An 18,114-nucleotide genomic window follows, 5' to 3' on the forward strand; every position below is an offset into this window, starting at 1 on the left:
GTGCACTCGTTATGGATGAAAGTAGAGAAACTGAACGTCAGACACAGAAAACAGCCGCTCACGCTGTAACACAACGTGCGCGCCGCCGCCCTGCCCCCTCAGCCAGCGGGAATAAAGCCCTTCGAGTATGGCACAGAATGCATTACACCAGCGCACGCGGCGCGCTTCGTCGCGGCTGACCGGCATCGCCCGATGGCGCAGCCGCAGCCCGTCGTCGCCGACGTCAACGCTGACCACGCCCCACTTGAAGCGGCTCAGCAGCTGGTTGATATTGGCCTCCAGCTGGCCGACCGTCTCCGATTCCGGCAGAGGATAGTTGTCCGCCAGCTCCTCACCCATCTGGCGCAGAAAGGGCTGACTCTCCAGCTCGCCCGCGTTGCTGAGCATGCCATCCACCATCACGATCAGCAGATCGAACCATCCGGCAGGAGTCTGCTGCTGCTGAAACCAGGCCAGCGCCTCCGCGTTATTATTTTCCGTCATGATCAGTTATCTCCTAACATATAGCGGATATAAAGACCGGCGGTGCTTTCGTTGTAATCGCCGAAGGTGTCATAGCCTACCTGGCCGCCAAGCGTCATCTGTTTGTTTACCTTGTAATCCGCGCCGGCGCGCAGGGTGTAGCCAATGCCGCTCTTCGAGGTTGCCGAGTAGTAAGCTTCCTTGGCGAACCCGTTCGTGACGGCGGTTTCCAGGGTCCGCTGCCACTCGGAGTTGGTCGGGAAGTAGGCGCTCTTATCCTGGCTATAGGACTGGTAGCCCACCGAACCGCCCAGCTTCATCGTCCAGTTATCGTATTTCTCCGTCAGGTTGACCGGCAGCGAGACGCTCACGTAGTTTTGCGGGCTGAAATAGCCCCCCTGACCGTAGGTGAAGTAGCTCAGGTTTTTCGAGTAGTCCATGTAGCTCATGCTCAGGCCGGTCTGCAGCTGCCGATACTCGTCGTGGTAAGGCCGCAGATAGACCCCGGCGTTGGCGTTAACGCTGGTGTTGCTGGCGACGTTGTCGCCAATATAGCTATAGCCTCCGCCGCCGACGTAGAAGCCGGCGTCGCCGTCATCGTAGCTCAGCTGCAGGGTGCCGCCGTTTTTGGTCACCTGGCCCCAGTTTTTCCCCGAGTAGGCGTCTTTAAGGCCGACGTAGGAGAGCAGGCTGTCGGTCAGCGAGCGGCGCTCGCCGGTGAAAATCAGCGACAGATAGTTGGTCAGCTTCGGCGACCACTTCACGCCCCCGACGACGGTGTTCAGATCCTGGCCCAGCGGGGTGCTGCCGATGTCCACGCGGTAATCATCCCCGCTCAGCGCCAGCGCCAGCTCGACGCCGTTGGCCTTCTGCGCGTCCGTTGAGCCGCTGGCCTGGTCGACGTTCGGTTTCCGGCTGGAGGCGGCCAGATAGCTGGCAACCTGCCCGGAATCATAGGCTCCCAGCTTCGCCAGGTTCTCCATGCCGCTGCGGGTCGTGGCGTTAAAATCGGAGGCGTTCAGCGTCCCCAGCGAGCTCAGCGAAGAGGCCCCTGGATTGCTGGCAAAGTAGGTCTCCTGCTCGGTGGGCGTCATCGCCGCAATCGCCGCCTGCTCGCTGGTCACGGTACTAATCATATTAGAGACCGCGTTAGAGAGCGGGTTCGCGCCGTAGCGCCGCCACGCGTCACCGGTCGCAGTCCCGGCATTCAGCGTGATCGGCGTGACCGTGAAATCAAAGCGCGAATCGCCAAACGGCGACGAGGACCAGGTCAGCGGCGTTTTCATTTCCGTCAGCTTGCTGGTACCGGATTCGCCATCGCGCCCGCGCACCTCCATGCCGCCCTGCAGCCAGCTGCCGGTTTTTTCCTGCAGTGACTCCATCATGGTATCCACCTGACGCAGCATGCGGGTCTGCGCAGTTTCTACCGGCAGGTCGGGGCGCTGGATCCCCGGCAGCGAGGTTCCGTCTCCCGTCGACACCTGCGCGACCTGCCACGGCATATACTGCCCGTAGGTGGAGGCCGTGCGCGTCGCCGTCGGCGTGCGGGAGACGCCCACGAAGGGGTTATCCGCCGCCAGCACGCCGCCAACGGTCGGCGTTTGCGCGCTGTTGCTGCTCTGTAAGCCCAGCAGCTTGCCGCGCGCGCTGCGCAGATAGGTCATCGCCTGCTGATGGTTACCCTGCGCCTCTTCGACCCGCGCCAGCAGCAGCAGGCGGTCCGGCGAATTATCCTGACGCAGGCCGCCGGCGAGCTGCTCCGCACGGCGGCTATCGCCGGACGAGAGCGCAACGTCAATCGCCCCGCTGCGCGCCGCCTGATCCGGCGTATCGCGGGTCATCAGATAGTCGTAAACCACCCCGGCTTCTTTGTTCATTTTGCCGCTCTGGTAGAGGCGCGCCATCGCGAACATCAGGTCGGTATTTTGCGGGTCGCTTTGCATCGCGCCCATCAGCTTGTCGTACGCCGCGGCGTAGTTCCCCTGCTCGCGCAGATGATCCGCTTCGTTGATCACATAGCCGTTGCGAATGCTCGCCAGCTGCGTCGGCGTACTGCTGGCCTGCAGCTGCGGGTTGGTCAGCAGGTTCTGCGCTTCGCGGGTCAGACCCGCCTGATTCAGCACCGTCACCTGATCGGCATAATCACCGGCGTTGCCCGAGATCCCGCCGCTGATGTTGTTGCGTACCAGCGAGACGGCGGTCGTGACATCGCCGCTCTGCGCCAGCAGCCGCGCCAGCTTGCCGACGTCCGCCGGCGATTTCGGCGGCGTGGCGGCCATCGCCCGCAGGGTGTTGGAGGCGGCAACCGTATTGCCCTGCGCCAGGTAGTTTTGCGCCGTCACCAGCTGCAGGTTGTAGTTCACCCGCTGATGGAGATCGCGCATCTGGCTGGTCTGGCTGGCGGCGGGAATACGCCCCAGCAGCGTTTGCGCCTGCTGCCAGCCGCCGTTTTCACTGGCATAAAGCGCCGCGGCGTACAGCGAGGTGCTGCTGGCGCCGGGACGCCAGGCCGCCGCCATCGTCGAGGCGGCCTCGCTCTCGTTGCCCGATTTTTGCAGCAGCCGGGCTAAATCAAGCCTCATCCAGGCGTCATCCGGGTAGCGGGATACGCCCTGGCGCAGCAGCGCGATGGCGCCGCTCACGTTGCCGCTGCTGGCCTGCTCCTGCGCCTGCCGGCGCAGCGAATCCCCCGGCATTCCGGTCACCACGCGCGGCTGCAGCTTTTGCTGCAGGCTCTCCGGCAGCGTGCGCAGCATCGCCTGCGCCTCCGCCGTTTTATTCTGCTCGCGCAGCACGTAATAGAGGCTCTCCCGCGCCGGGCCGTTTTGCGGCTGCTCGTTGAGCAGCGAACGCAGCGTCTGCTCGGCCTGCGGCAGGTCTTTGTTATGTCGCAGAACGTCGGCGCGGAACAGTTTTGCCGAGGTGCCTCGCGTCCCGCTCTGCTGGGCCAGCGGAGCGGAAAGCGCCAGCGCCTGGCTGATATTGCCCTGCTTATAGGCCTGCTGCGCCTGGGCCAGCTGGCCGTAGAACAGCGCATCGGCAGCCTGCTGGCGCCGCGCGGCGGAATCATCGCCGCCGAGATCCGCCGCCCGGGTCAAATACTGCGATGCCGCCTGGAAATCGCCGTTACGCTGCGCGATGTAGCCCATGCCGGCCAGCGCATCCGCATCCTGCGGGTTGGTTTGCAGCACCTGTTCAAACTGCTGCTTCGCGGCGGTGGTATTGCCGCTGTTGAGGTTGGCATACCCCTCCCCGCGCGCCTGGCCGCTGAGCCGCTGGCGATAGTAGTTCTGCACCTCGGTGTCCTGCGGGTGGCGCTGCATCCAGGTGTCGTAAAACTGCTGATCTCCGGACTGCGGCCCCAGCCACAGCAGCGCCTGGCGCAGCCCGCTGTCGGCATCTTTGCTGCCGCTGGCCATCGGCTCCAGCATCGCAATCCCTTCCCGGCGGGTATCCTCACGCCAGGTCAGCGCTTTACCCAGCGCCACCCGCGGCGCGTTCTCCTGCGGATGCTGCGCCACGTACTGGCGCAGTTCGCCGATCGCCTGCGAATAGAGCGCTTTATCGCTGGCCATCGTCATGTAGTATTCGGCCGCCAGTCCCGACGGCGGGACGTTGCCGTTAAACATGCTGCGCCAGGTGGCGAGGGCGGCGGGCACGTTGCCGCTGCGCGCCTGCTGCCTGGCGAGACTCAGCTGCCCCTGCGGCACCTGGGTCATTTTTTTGGCATTGTCGAGCTCCTGCAGGCTGGCGCTGTTCGGCGAGGTTTTCGCCAGCCGCGCCCGCCACTGCGCCGCCGCCTGAAGATCGCCGCCCTGCTGCGTCCAGAGCGCCATCAGGTACAGCGCCTGAGTGTTGTTGGCATCCACCAGCAGCACCTTTTGCAGCGACTCCATCGCCAGCTCGTCGTGGGATTTTTCATGCCAGTAGTTGGCCTGGGCAAAAAGCGCCTGCAGCGCGGCATCGTTGCTCGCGGCAAGGGCATCGCCGAATGCTCCTAGAGTCAGCGCGCCTGACAGGCAGAAGGTCGATAGTCTGCGGGTTGCCCTGCTATTCATTTTGATCGCTCGTTTCATTGGCCATCCCCCGAACTCAAACGCTTGCGAGCATGCCGTTTAAACATGGCGGTTAACGCCAGGCCGATTATCGATGTGGCGAGAAGCCCGAGGATCGCCAGCAGGCCGGAATGCTGGTTAGCGTACCAGATAGCCATCATGTACCAGGGCATCTGCCCGCTTGGGAACGGCGTGCTAACCTGGAAGCTGCGTACGCCGTTATCGCTGGTGATCACCGCCGTATCGCCCCGAATGCCGGCGTTGATCCGCGGCGAGTCGAGGTCGCTTTTCAGCCTCGCGAGCTGATCGTCATTGCTGGCCATCGCCACCACCACCGTACGCTGGGAATTCCACGGCGAACGGTAGCTGATAAAGCCGCGCCAGGCGCTGCTGGAGGAGAAGTAGCGGTCGGCATCGACGCTGGCGGAAGTCCAGTCGCCGGTCAGCCAGCGCTGCACCTTTGCCCAGCCTCCCGACTCGCGGACGCTGAGCTGGTTATCCACCGGACTATACGGAGAGTTCGCCAGCAGGCGCTGGTTAAAGGTTTTCTGGTCAAGGGCGCTGACCGCCAGCACGTCGCGCTCCCGCAGGTACTGCAGGCCCGCGCCGCCCTCAGGAACCCCCAGCACCACCCGGTTGTTGGCCAGCGCCGTGCCGGTGGCGTTACCCGAACGCGCGGCCAGGTTTAACAGGGTCGCCACCTGCGTATCCGACGGCTGCTCCGGGAGCAGCAGCACGGTTTGCGAGTAGTCCGCCAGCCGCGAGAACGGGAACGAGGCGCCGACGAAATAGGAGAGGTTCGGCAGCAGGGAGAAGTGCCGGGTGTTGCTCAAATCAATCCATGAGTCGTCGGTAATGCGGCTCTTGATGTTGTTATTCAGCAGCACCGAGCAGGGGGCGTTATCCTTCGGCACCACGTTGAAGTAGAGCGAGAGCTGGTTATCCCCGTAGATCAGGTAAGGCGCCAGCGGGATGGTAAAGCGCTCCTGGCGGGCATCGCCGCCCAGGTGACGCCACAGCTTCTCCAGCGGCCCCTGCTTGTTCATCGGCAAGTTGTTCAGGAAGGTGTTGTTCAGCGTGACGCTCAGCAGCGACTTGTCTTCGTTGATCCAGCTTTCGGACGGGAAGCGGTAGCTAATCTGCAGGGGAATGGTTTCGCCATCCCACAGGTAGAGATCCGGCGCCGCACGGAAAGCGACGCGCAGCGGTTCATGCCACACTCCGCTCACCGTCGGGCTTTGATCTTTACGCAGCAGCTCGCTGATTTTGACCGGCCGATCGGTTGGGATCCAGCGCGGGGCGTCGTACGGTTTACCCAGCGGAATAGCCTGCGGCTCCACCGTCATGCTCGCGGTCTGCGGCGCAATATTGCCGCGGGTCAGCCGCCAGGCCGCCGCGCGCAGCGCCGCATCGTTCTGCCCGACGATCAGCAGCAGCTTGTAGCTCGGGTTGCCTGGGTTATCAACAACCTGCAGCAGCGGCCTGTCGGTTTGCGGCAGGGTCAAACCGCCCACCTGGTCGCCCGGATGGCCGATGATAATGCCGTTTCGCTCCGGCAAACGGTCGCGCAGGGCGTTGAAAGCAATCCCTCGATAGTCCGCCTGAATACCCAGCCATGACGACAGCAGCGCCGCCGTGCTGAAGATATCCGCACCCGCGTTTTGCGGGTAGGCGACCGCGATATCCGCCGGGGTCATCTGCATGCTGTCGAAGAACGGCCGCGGGAAGAAGCTCAGGTCGTTGCTGATATTCAGCGGCTGGCTTTCCCAGCTAAAGCGCGAGGCGGGTAAAACGGTGATGCCGGAGGCGTCGCGCGCGTTGAGCAGACACTGCATGGCGTCGCCGTCGTTCACCTTAAAGCTTAAATTATTGCTCGAGACCATCAGCGCGGCCGGGATATCGAGCTGGAAGTGCGAGATATCCGCGCCGTCCGTACCCAGCGGTACCGTACCCAGCGGCTGGCCGTTGAGCATCAGCTGCAGGGTGGCGTTGCGGGCGGCCATCTCCGGAGAAACCCGGACGTCCAGCATCAGCTCAGCGTGGGTGACCACCTGATCGGAGGGCAGCGTAAAGCTCGCGCCGCCCTGCAGCTGGCCGCCGCTCAGCATAATGCCGTCCGGCATCCCCATTTGCGCCAGATTCAGGCTGCCGCCGACGATCGGCGTTAGCGGCACCACTTCCGGAGCGGGGTTACTGACCGGCGGCATCGCCGGCAGGGAAGCCGGCTCCGGCGTCGATTCGGCTTCTGCCGGCGTCGGCGCCGCGCCTTCATCAGGCGCGCTATCGGTCGCCGCGTCCGGCAGCGGGAAGTTCAGCGGAGCCGAGGGTTCGGCCGGGGCCTCTTCGCTATGCAGCGCGGGGGCCGAGAGCATCCCCGCCAGCAGCGCAAGGGTCGTTAATCGCTTCATAGCTGCCCCTCCTCCTGCGCGCTCTGCGCAGCAGAAGGTTGCCGACGGCGATCGCGCCGCGTTTTCCAGGTCAGCCAGAAGAGCTCAAATACGCAGCGCAGAATAGTGGCGAAAGAGCGGAACGGCTTATCCTGCGGACGCGGCGGATTAATCCACGCGTCGGCGCGGGCCAACACCACGCGCACCAGCTCGCGGCGCAGGGAGAGCGGGATATTTTCATCAAACTTGAGGCGAATAAAGCGCGCATCCGCGGTGACCTGCTCGGCCGGAATAGAGATAGCCCCTGACTGCAGAATCAGCTCAATCTCTTCGATTTTATCCTCCAGGTGGCGATCGTCAGGCACGGCGATACGACAGCCGCCCATCGACAGGTCGGCGGTATGGCTGCGGGAGACAATGCCGCTGGCATAGTGGATGAGCACCGGGATATCGACATCAATACGGATCGTTTTACGCACCTGGCGGGTTTCTCGCGCCACCGCTATCGCCGCCAGCAGGAAGATCAGGCTGTAGATCCCCCACCCGACGTTCAGCGCGATAACGTTGGGATCGGAGCCGAAATAGTCATGGCCGATGGCGCGCACCAGACCCACAACGACGCCCACCCCCAGCAGGCAGGCCACCACCAGATGCGGCCTGACCACGGTAAAGTCGAAGTAGCCGACGTCCAGCAGGCCGCCTTTATCGGTGACGTTGAATTTGCCGCGTTTGGGGAAAATCATCGTCACCAGCGTCGGCAGCACCAGGTGGAATGCCAGAACGATGTCGTAAATTTCGCCCCAGAAGCTGTAGCGGTAGCGGCCGTTCATCCTCGAGCCAACGTAGATGGCGAGGAACAGGTGCGGCAGGGCATACGAGACGATCAGGCTCGCCGAGGAGTAGATAATGTTCAGGTTAAACAGCAGGTAGGCCAGCGGCGCGGTAACAAAAACCACGCGCGGCAGCGCAAACTGGTAGTACAGCATGGCGCTGAGATAGCACAGACGCTGCTGGATGGTCAGCCCGCGGCCAAAGAGCGGGTTATCGAGGCGGAAGATTTGCGTCATACCGCGCGCCCAGCGGGTTCGCTGAATGACGTGCACCACTAAGCGTTCGGTGGCTAAACCGGCCGCCAGCGGGATGTCGAGGAACGCCGATTTCCAGCCCAGGCGCTGAAACTTGAGCGCGGTGTGCGCATCTTCGGTAACGGTTTCTACCGCAAAGCCGCCAATCTGCTCCAGCGCTTTACGGCGAATAACGGCGCAGGAGCCGCAGAAGAAGGTCGCGTTCCAGTTGTCGTTACCCTGCTGGATTGGGCCATAAAACAGCATCCCTTCGTTGGGGATATTGCGCCCGACGGAGAGGTTGCGTTCAAACGGGTCCGGCGAGTAGAAGTAGTGCGGCGTCTGCACCAGCGCCAGCATCGGGTCCTTGAGGAAGCCGCCCACCGTGGCCTGCAGGAAGACGCGGGTGGCGACGTGGTCGCAGTCAAACACGCAGATAAGCTCGCCTTGCGTCAGGGTCATCGCATGGTTCAGGTTGCCCGCTTTGGCATGTTTGTTGTCGTTACGGGTGATATACCCGACCCCAACGTCGGCGGCAAACACCGCAAACTCGCTGCGCTTACCGTCGTCCAGCAGATAAATTTTCATCTTATCCGCTGGATAATCAATGCACTGGGCGGCCAGCACCGTATCGCGAACCACCTCGAGCGGCTCGTTATAGCTGGGGATATAGATATCGACCGTCGGCCAGGTGCTCATATCGTCCGGTAGGGGGACGATTTCGCGCTTCAGCGGCCAGACCGTTTGCAGGTAGTTCAGCAGCAGCATCACCCAGATATAGACTTCCGCCAAAAACAGCCCCATCCCCAGAATCGTTTCGATTCCGGAGTTAAAATGCAGGGTTTGCGTAAGGCGGAAATACATATAACGGGTCGACATCAGCAGCGAAGTCACGACCATAATGACGGAAACGCTGCGATTCTTACTGAACCCCATTAAGAACAGAATGCCGATACTCAACAGACCAAAAATATACTGCTTTTGGCTGTCCATCGGCGTGATAACGACCAGTACGGCAACCGGCGACAGCAGCAGTACCAGCAACCAGAAAAGTGACTTTTTCATTCAGCAGCCCTGCAATAAGTTAAAGCCCTGACATGCGAGGCTGGCTGTGCACCGTGCCGTCGCCAATATTGATACCCAACAGCGCAGAGATTTTTTTTGCAATGATTTCAATATCAAAGGCGGCTGCAGAGGATGAACTAAAGTCGAGAATCGACTTTTGGGAAGCATTTGCCTCTACGACGCTTTCATCACGGTGGATAATGCCCAGCAGGCGGTCGCTCAGCTTCTCCTCCATTAGCGCAACCACGTCGCGACTCACCTGGCGGCGAGTATCGCTCTGGTTTATCACGAAAAAGTGTCCGAGCTTGTGATTCAGCTCACCGCCGGTTAAACGCTGCTTTTCCACATGTGATAGCGTTGACATCGAGGCGGTGTCCGCCAGCAGCGGCACCAGGTGCAGGTCCGCCAGCGGCGTTAACGCCGTCAGCGCCGGGGAGGGACCCGGCGGCAGATCGGCGATAATAATCAGTCCCGGGTAGTTGAGCAGCGCCGACAGCCCGCGCGTCAGGAAATGCGGATCGCTGGCGAGCCGTTCGTCAAACGCCTGACGCTGCTTTTCGGTGACGTCGCCATAGGGCAGCACGAAGATATTGCTGCCCGCGCTGAGCACACACTGGCTCCAGTCGTGCAGCTCGAGCGACTTCGCTACGTACCCGCGCTCATCGCTAAGCGGGACGCCAAAATGCAGGCGCAGCGCATTCTGGACGTCAAAATCCAGTGCCAGGACTTTGCTACCCGCGCGCGCCAGCGAGTAGGCCAGATTTGCTGCGAGGGTCGTTTTTCCTACGCCGCCTTTTGGAGAACACACGCAAATCAGCGGCATGTCGCAATCCTTTCTAAAAGAGATTTAAGCGGCTGATCTTTATCTTTAGCCGCAGGTTCAGCGACTTTCGTCGCAAATAAGTGCGCATAGCCTTCCGAGGCTGGCAGCGGTGCCGGCAGCGGACGAGGCGCAGCGGATGGCGGCGGGCTCATTGCCGGCGCGGGCGCTGTAACCGGTGCAGGGGCGGGTATCGGCGCGGCAGCAGGGGTCGCCGGCACCGGCTCAGCTGGGGCAGCGGCCTGGGCAACCGGGGACGGAGCAACGGCAGCCGGCACGACGACAGGGGCCGCGGGAGGCGGTTCTGGCGTCAGGATCGGCGGGGTTGGCTCGGGAGCGACCTGGGCTGGCTCAGGCTCAACCCACAGGAACGTATCCGCGGGGACCTGCTGCGGCAGAGGAAGCGATACCGATCCTCCCATTGCCAGCGAGGACTCTTTTTCTCCAGGCGCAAGCTGATTGAGAATGACCCAATCTCCCTGTTCCCGAGCGGTTGATTGTGATGAAAGGTCCTTGAAATGAAGACTTTGTGTACGAGTCTTTTCCTTGAAGCGCTGCAAATCATCATAATGGTTCATAGATAACCCCATGATTTTAAATTCATTCTATTTTAGCTGTTTTTATTTGGACCCTATACCTCTAGAGCATAGTGTATTTTATTGTTTTTCATAAAGTTAAGTTGATCAGGACGATCGGCTATGCAACGGCTTTTATCTGGATATGGGTTAGAGTGGCTTTAATGCACTGATAGTTATGCGGTTACCCTATCACTTCTTATATGAAATGATAGCTCCATTTTTTAGGAGGTATCTTAAGGCGCCGCACACATTCACCTAACCAATGAAAATAACCAGTTTTTTATTCCGACCTTCAATATACAACAAGCATAATAATCATTAAATTGACGCTGAATTATATATTTTAGACTTTTTATAGATCTCTATATATAAGTCGAATGACTGATTCTTCTAAGAGCAGGGGGCGCCTTTTTCGGCGTAAGAAAGGGGGAAGCAGAGCAATACGCCGCTGCCGAAAGCATTCGTCCTTCGGCAGCGGCGGGGTCATTACAGGGGGCGTTTTTCCTGGTTTTCGTCCTGGTCAACGGCAAAGCAGGCCACCAGCTGGCCGCCGTACTCCTTCAGCTGCGGCTGCAGCTGGGTGCACGGCCCGAAGCGACGGCGGCAGCGGGCGTTAAACGCGCAGCCCGGCGGCGGATTCAGCGGGCTTGGCAGCTCGCCGGTCAGCTTAATGCGCTCCCGGCGATCGTCCGGATTCAGACGCGGAGTAGCCGACAACAGCGCCTGGGTGTACGGATGCTGCGGGTTGCTGAAGATCTGCTCTTTCGAGCCTTTCTCTACGCAGCGCCCGAGATACATCACCATCACTTCATCGGCGATGTGCTCAACAACCGACAGGTCGTGGGAGATAAACACATACGACAGCCCCATATCCTGCTGCAGGTCCATCATCAGGTTCAGCACCTGCGCGCGCACCGACACGTCCAGGGCGGAGACCGGCTCATCGGCAATCACCACGTCCGGGTCGAGCATCAAACCACGGGCGATAGCAATACGCTGACGCTGGCCGCCGGAGAACATATGCGGATAGCGATCGTAGTGCTCGGTTTTCAGCCCCACTTTCGCCATCATCGCCAGCGCTTTCTCGCGACGCTCCGCCTTGCTCAGCGACGTGTTGATCTGCAGCGGCTCTTCCAGAATCTGTCCCACCTTTTTACGCGGGTTCAGCGAACCGTACGGGTTTTGGAACACAATCTGGATTTTCTGCCGACGCAGGCTCTGCGCCTGGGGATCGTGCTTCAGCAGATCCTGTCCCTGGTAGTACAGCTCGCCGCCGGTAGGGATTTCAATCATCGTCAGCAGGCGGCCGAGGGTTGATTTCCCGCAGCCTGACTCCCCTACCACCGCCAGCGTTTTGCCGCGTTCGAGGGTAAAGGAGACGCCGTCCAGCGCCTTAACCAGCCTTTCAGGGGAAAATATCCCCTTCTTCACCGGGTAGTATTTTTTCAGATCGATGGCCTGCAACAGCAGCTGTTGCGCGGTGGCCTGTTCGGTACTCATAGGGTTGGCCTCCCGGCATCATCGAGTGGGAAGTGGCATTTGGACTGACGTCCGTGGTCCACCAGGTTCAGTTCTGGCTCTTCGCTGCGGCAGCGGTCCGTGGCATACGGGCAGCGCGGATTGAGCAGGCAGCCGTTCGGGCGGTCATATTTCCCCGGAACCACGCCCGGCAGCGACGCCAGCCGCGCCTTATCCTGGGCAAACTCCGGCAGCGCGCGCAGCAGCGCCTGGGTATACGGATGGCGCGGCGCGCGGAAGATATCCTTCGCGTCGCCGGCTTCCACAACCTGACCGGCGTACATCACGATAATTTTGTGCGCCGCTTCGGCCACCAGCGCCAGATCGTGAGTAATCAGGACCAGCGCCATATTCTCTTTCTGCTGCAGATCCAGCAGCAGCTCGATGATCTGCGCCTGGATGGTGACATCCAGCGCGGTGGTTGGCTCATCGGCAATCAGCAGCTTGGGCCGACAGGCAATGGCCATCGCAATCATCACGCGCTGGCTCATCCCGCCGGAGAGCTGGTGCGGATAGACGTCGAGGCGCGATGCCGGATCGGGAATCCCCACCAGCGTCAGCAGGTCAATCGCCCGCTGAACGCGCGTTTTTTTATTGCCGCCCTGGTGCACCTTGATGGCTTCCATAATCTGGTAGCCCACGGTATAGCACGGGTTGAGGCTGGTCATCGGGTCCTGGAAGATCATCGCCACTTCGGCTCCCACCAGCTGGCGGCGCTCTTTTTCTGAAATACGCTTCAGATCGCGACCGTTAAACTCCAGCTTGTCCGCCATCACCCGGCCGGGGTAATCAATCAGCCCCATAATCGCCAGCGAGCTCACCGATTTACCGGAGCCGGATTCACCGACAATGCCCACCACTTCGCCCTGATTTACGCTGTAGCTCACGCGGTCTACGGCGCGGAACGGCGTCCCTTCGTCGCCGAAGTGCACCGATAATTTATCAACATTCAATAACGCCATCTCGAACCTCTTACTGCTTCAGTTTGGGATCGAGCGCGTCACGCAGACCGTCGCCCATCAGGTTAAATGCCAGCACCGTCAGCAGGATCGCGACACCCGGGAAGGTGACGACCCACCAGGCGCTTTGCGCGAACTGCAGCACATCGGAGAGCATGGTGCCCCACTCCGGTGTCGGCGGCTGCGCACCCATGCCAAGGAAGCCAAGAGCGGCCATGTCGAGAATGGCGTTAGAGAAGCCCAGCGAGGCCTGAACAATCAGCGGAGCCAGGCAGTTAGGCAGAATATTGACGAACATCTGACGCAGCGCCCCGGCCCCCGCCACGCGCGAAGCGGTGACGTAGTCGCGGTTCACCTCAACCATCACCGCCGCGCGGGTCAGGCGCACGTAGTGCGGCAAGGCGACAAAGGTGAGCGCCAGGGAGGCGTTAACAATCGACGGGCCGAAGATAGCCACCAGCACCAGCGCCAGCAGCAGGCTGGGCAGCGCCAGCATGATGTCGACGATGCGCATGATGACGGAATCAGCCACCCCGCCAAAATAGCCCGCCACCAGGCCAAGCACCACGCCGAGGATCAGCGACAGCACCACCACCAGGCAGCCAACCAGCAGCGACAGGCGCGCGCCGTACATCAGGCGCGACAGAATATCGCGGCCCACGTCGTCGGTACCCAGCAGGTGCGCGAAGCTCCCGCCTTCCTGCCAGGCCGGCGGCGCCAGCAGCACGTCGCGGAACTGGTCTGCCGGGTTATACGGCGCGATGAAGTTGGCAAATACGGCGATGATAATCATGATCGCCACGTACACCAGGCCGACAACCGCGCCCTTATTGCGTTTGAAATAGTGCCAGAACTCCTGCAGCGGGGTCATTGGCACCGGTGCGGCGACAACTTTATTTTCAGTAACTTGTGACATGATGGCCCCTTACTTCCTATGCCGAATACGCGGGTTCACCACGCCGTAGAGCAGATCGACCAGCAGGTTGACGAGGATAATCATCGTCGCGACCAACAGAACGCCGCCCTGCACTACCGGATAATCGCGGCGCTGCAGCGCGTCGATAAGCCAGCGCCCTAAGCCGGGCCAGGAGAAGATGGTTTCGGTCAGAATGGCGCCCGCCAGCAGCGTGCCCACCTGCAGACCGATAACCGTGACGACCGGCAGCATCGCGTTACGCAGGGCGTGGACCACAATGACGCGCATCCGGGTCAAGCCTTTGGCGCGTGCGGTGCGGATATAGTCCTCGCCCAGCACTTCCAGCATCGACGAGCGGGTCATACGCACAATCACCGCCAGCGGAATGGTGCCCAGCACCACGGCGGGCAGGATCATATGCATCACGGCGTCGATAAAGTCGCCCGGCTCGCCCCAGATAGCGGTGTCGATCAGCATAAAGCCGGTCAGCGGCAGAGTATCGTCAAGGAATACGGTATCGCTGATACGCCCGGAGACCGGCGTCAGGTTAAGCTGCACCGAGACCAGCATAATCAGCATCATGCCCCACCAGAAGATAGGCATGGAGTAACCGGTCAGCGCGAGGCCAACGGAGGTGTGATCGAAGATAGAACCGCGCTTTACCGCAGCCAGTACGCCAACCGGAATACCGACGACGACGGCGAAAATCATCGCGCAGACGCCCAGCTCCATCGTGGCCTTAAAGCGCGGCACAAACTCTTCCCATACCGGAATACGGCTTTTCAGCGAGATGCCTAAATCGCCGTGCAGCACGCCCCAGATATAGTGGACATACTGCTGCCACATCGGCTTATCGAGGCCCATTTCGGCCAGCAGCTGAGCGTGACGTTCAGGGGAAATACCACGTTCGCCCGCCATAATCATCACCGGGTCACCGGGGATCATATGTACAAAGGCAAAGGTGAGAAGGGTAATACCGATAAATGTCGGGATGACAAGTCCCAAACGTCGGAGGATGAACTGCAACATAACCCGGATTCTCTATAGTGACGTTCTGCCTGGTGACAGGACGTCTGCATTGCTCACAATTGTCAATTCCCTCTCCCGGTGAAGGGAGAGGGGGACCACACTGTTTTTATTCGATTGAAACGTTTTCGAAGTGGTGTTTACCTAACGGATCGACCACGTAGCCTTTGACTTCTTTACGCACCGGCTCAAACACGGTGGAGTGGGCAATAATCAGCGCCGGAGCCTGATCGTGCATCACTACCTGGGCCTGTTTGTAGAGTTCAATACGCTTATTATGGTCGTCGGTTGCGCGAGCCGGCTGAATCAGGTCTTCAAACGGCTTGTAGCACCAGCGGGAGTAGTTGGAGCCGTCTTTCGCCGCCGCGCAGCTGAACAGGGTGGCGAAGAAGTTATCCGGATCCCCGTTATCACCGGTCCAGCCCATCATAACGGTCTGATGCTCGCCCGCTTTCGCGCGCTTGAGGTATTCGCCCCACTCATAGGTCACGATCTTGGCCTGGACGCCAACTTTAGCCCAGTCGGCCTGAATCATCTCAGCCATACGGCGCGCGTTCGGGTTGTACGGACGCTGTACCGGCATTGCCCACAGGTCGATGGTGAAGCCTTTTTCCATGCCGGCTTCTTTCAGCAGCGCTTTCGCTTTTTCCGGATCGTAGCTGTAGTCTTTAACGTCGTCGTTATAGCCCCACATGGTCGGCGGGATCAGGTTTTTCGCCGACTGGCCTGCGCCCTGGTAAACGGCTTTAATGATCGCTTCTTTGTTGACCGCATAGGTCAGCGCCTGGCGAACTTTGACATTATCCAGCGGTTTCTTCTCGGTGTTGAACGAGAGGTAGCCGACGTTCAGGCCCGGCTGCTCCAGCAGGGTAATGCTTTTATCTTCTTTCATGCGCGCAATGTCTGCCGGATTCGGGTACGGCATGATCTGGCACTCATTTTTCTGCAGCTTCGCGTAGCGCACGGAGGCATCAGGCGTGATAGAGAAGACCAGGCGGTCGATCTTCGGCTTGGTGCCCCAGTAGCCCGGGAACGCTTTGTAGAGGATGCGCGAATCTTTCTGGTACTGCAGCAGCTGGAACGGGCCGGTACCGATCGGGTTGAGGTCCACTTTTTCCGGCGAGCCGGCTTTCAGCATGTTGTCAGCATACTCTTTTGACAGAATAGAGGCGAAATCCATTGCCAGGTCGGCAAGGAACGGAGATTCAGGACGGGTCAGCACGAACTGGACGGTATTGTCGTCCACTTTCTTCACTTCGCTAATCAGGTCCGGCAGGCCCATACCTTCGAAGTATTCATAGCTGCCGCCAGAAACTTTATGGTACGGGTTTTGCGCATTTTTCTGACGATCGAACGAGAACACCACGTCATCGGCATTCAGGTCGCGGGTTGGTTTAAAGTCTTTATTGTCCTGCCACTTCACGCCCTTACGCAGGTGGAAAGTATAGGTTTTACCGTCCGCGCTCACTTCCCATTTTTCAGCCAGGCCAGGAATAACTTCCGTGGTCCCGGTTTTGAATTCAACCAGGCGGTTATAGATTGGCACTGAGCTGGCGTCATAGGTGGTACCAGAGGTGAATAGCTGTGGGTTAAAGCCTTCCGGCGAACCTTCAGAACAGTAAACCAGGGTCTTAGCTTGTACGCTTGCGGCAACGGTCAGAGCGACCAGGCTCAGGCCAAGCTTCAGCATCCCTGACTTTTTCAAGGAAATACTCATTATTCTGCTCCAGATGTGATGTTGTTTGCATATTTCCGCCAGACCTTTATTTATTTTTTACCCGGTCTGGTCGGTTGTGCCCGAGGGCGCTGAGAGAGATGGGGATTCCTTTCACAAAAACGACTGAGTTGCAGTGCGGATTCTCCATGAAATGCCCCTCATGCCCTACAATCTGTCAACAGAATGGGGAAACGTCAATACAGCCAACCTGGTTTTACATCCGGGGTGAGAAACCGCAGGCAAAGATTAAAAAAACTCCATGAGGCTATTTTCAGCAGAGAAATTTATGCTACCGGCAATGAACCAGCATAAACGCCTTAATACCTTTCAACATGTAGTGATAAGCAATTCTGGCAAATGGTCAAAATTTCTTACTATGTGACCAATATGTGAGCGATTAATAGCGCGAACGTTAAAACGCACAGCGGAAAATGCTGCAGTTATCCATAAGCTTCGCGAAAAAAGATCGGTTCATATATAAAAAAATACAATGGAAGACGTCACAAAACGATAAACAGGCGGGTAGAAACGGGGATCAGCGCCTTTTTGCCGGGTCGGATAGAGTCACGCACCCGCTACTTCCGCTCCACGCGCATAGTACCGACCCTCCATTGCTCCGCGATACAGAACCTTCTATGAAGAAAAGACGTCCAGCGGGGCCCTGGCTCCCCGCTGAAATCGGCGAACCGAAGGCCGCAAGGCAAGGGCTGGCCGCCAGGGATGGCGGCAAGAGGCGAATCGAGACAGGAGCGAGCCCGGAACGGGCGAGCAGGTCGAGTTGAGCCGACCGCAGGCTGCAGGCCGGGAGGTGAGCGCAGTGCGCAGCACCGATTTCCGTGCGGGACCGCGGGGATCGTTAAGGGGAAGACGGTTATCTTCCCCTTAACCCGGTCACCTGGCAGCGGGGCCGCATGTTCTGCCAGACGTCCGGTGAACGGAACGCCTCCTGGCTGACAAACATCCGCATCGGCCACGGACGTAAAAAGCACGCTCAACGCGTATCATGCCGTTCAGTTAAGCAACCCATCGCCTCATACCATCACCTCATCCCCTCCCCCATCCTCCGCGATGCTGAACGTTCTGTGAAGAAAAGGCGCCCAGCAGGGCCCTGGCTCCCCGCTGAAATCGGCGAACCGAAGGCCGCAAGACAAGGGCTGGCCGCCAGGGATGGCGGCAAGAGGCGAATCGAGACAGGAGCGAGCCCCGGAACGGGCGAGCAGGTCGAGTTGAGCCGACCGCAGGCTGCAGGCCGGGAGGTGAGCGCAGTGCGCAGCACCGATTTCCGTGCGGGACCGCGGGGATCGTTAAGGGGAAGACGGTTATCTTCCCCTTAACCCGGTCACCTGGCAGCGGGGCCGCATGTTCTGCCAGACGTCCGGTGAACGGAACGCCTCCTGGCTGACAAACATCCGCATCGGCCACGGACGTAAAAAAGCCCGCTCTAAGAGCGGGCTTTTCAATTTGGTCGGTGATAGAGGATGACTTCGCCACTACGTGGCTCGCCCTGCGGGCCGTTGCTAAAGCAACGTTCTCTCGCTGCGCTCGGG

Annotated in this window: 10 protein-coding genes and 1 pseudogene; all 11 read right to left on the reverse strand. The window is 59.9% G+C overall.

Annotated elements, in window-relative coordinates; translation table 11 throughout:
- Positions 1–9 precede the first annotated feature (9 nt).
- Complete coding sequence (gene bcsD, locus EDF75_RS16050) at positions 10–486, reverse strand: cellulose biosynthesis protein BcsD (RefSeq protein WP_161795662.1); 477 nt, start codon at positions 484–486, stop codon at positions 10–12.
- A complete protein-coding gene (locus EDF75_RS16055; protein WP_133600138.1) occupies positions 486–4,538 on the reverse strand; it encodes a cellulose biosynthesis protein BcsC in 4,053 nt (1,350 codons plus the stop codon). Before EDF75_RS16055 ends, bcsD begins: the two co-directional genes overlap by 1 nt.
- Positions 4,535–6,925, reverse strand: a complete 2,391-nt coding sequence (gene bcsB / locus EDF75_RS16060) for a cellulose biosynthesis cyclic di-GMP-binding regulatory protein BcsB (protein WP_133600139.1) — start codon at positions 6,923–6,925, stop codon at positions 4,535–4,537. The genes EDF75_RS16055 and bcsB overlap by 4 nt, the downstream gene beginning before the upstream one ends.
- Positions 6,922–9,033, reverse strand: coding sequence for a UDP-forming cellulose synthase catalytic subunit (bcsA, locus tag EDF75_RS16065; protein ID WP_133600140.1), 2,112 nt, complete (start codon positions 9,031–9,033; stop codon positions 6,922–6,924). The genes bcsB and bcsA overlap by 4 nt, the downstream gene beginning before the upstream one ends.
- Before the next feature lie 19 nt (positions 9,034–9,052).
- Positions 9,053–9,845 (reverse strand): annotated as a pseudogene (gene bcsQ / locus EDF75_RS16070) (cellulose biosynthesis protein BcsQ).
- Between the two features lies 1 nt (position 9,846).
- Complete coding sequence (locus EDF75_RS16075) at positions 9,847–10,431, reverse strand: cellulose biosynthesis protein BcsO (RefSeq protein ID WP_133600141.1); 585 nt, start codon at positions 10,429–10,431, stop codon at positions 9,847–9,849.
- 486 nt (positions 10,432–10,917) lie between these two features.
- A complete protein-coding gene (dppF, locus tag EDF75_RS16080) occupies positions 10,918–11,931 on the reverse strand; it encodes a dipeptide ABC transporter ATP-binding subunit DppF (RefSeq protein WP_133600142.1) in 1,014 nt (337 codons plus the stop codon).
- Positions 11,928–12,911 (reverse strand): dipeptide ABC transporter ATP-binding protein, encoded by a 984-nt coding sequence (gene dppD / locus EDF75_RS16085; protein WP_041143138.1) that lies wholly within the window; start codon positions 12,909–12,911, stop codon positions 11,928–11,930. The genes dppF and dppD overlap by 4 nt, the downstream gene beginning before the upstream one ends.
- 10 nt (positions 12,912–12,921) lie before the next feature.
- Positions 12,922–13,824, reverse strand: a complete 903-nt coding sequence (gene dppC / locus EDF75_RS16090) for a dipeptide ABC transporter permease DppC (protein ID WP_045853916.1) — start codon at positions 13,822–13,824, stop codon at positions 12,922–12,924.
- Positions 13,825–13,833: 9 nt separating this feature from the next.
- Positions 13,834–14,853, reverse strand: a complete 1,020-nt coding sequence (gene dppB / locus EDF75_RS16095) for a dipeptide ABC transporter permease DppB (protein ID WP_041143140.1) — start codon at positions 14,851–14,853, stop codon at positions 13,834–13,836.
- A 106-nt stretch (positions 14,854–14,959) separates the two neighbouring features.
- Positions 14,960–16,567: a dipeptide ABC transporter periplasmic-binding protein DppA gene (gene dppA / locus EDF75_RS16100; protein WP_133600143.1), complete on the reverse strand. Its 1,608-nt coding sequence runs from the start codon at positions 16,565–16,567 to the stop codon at positions 14,960–14,962.
- Between the last annotated feature and the right edge of the window lie 1,547 nt (positions 16,568–18,114).

This window comes from Klebsiella sp. BIGb0149, assembly GCF_004362605.1.
Classification (GTDB): Bacteria; Pseudomonadota; Gammaproteobacteria; order Enterobacterales; family Enterobacteriaceae; genus Klebsiella; species Klebsiella terrigena.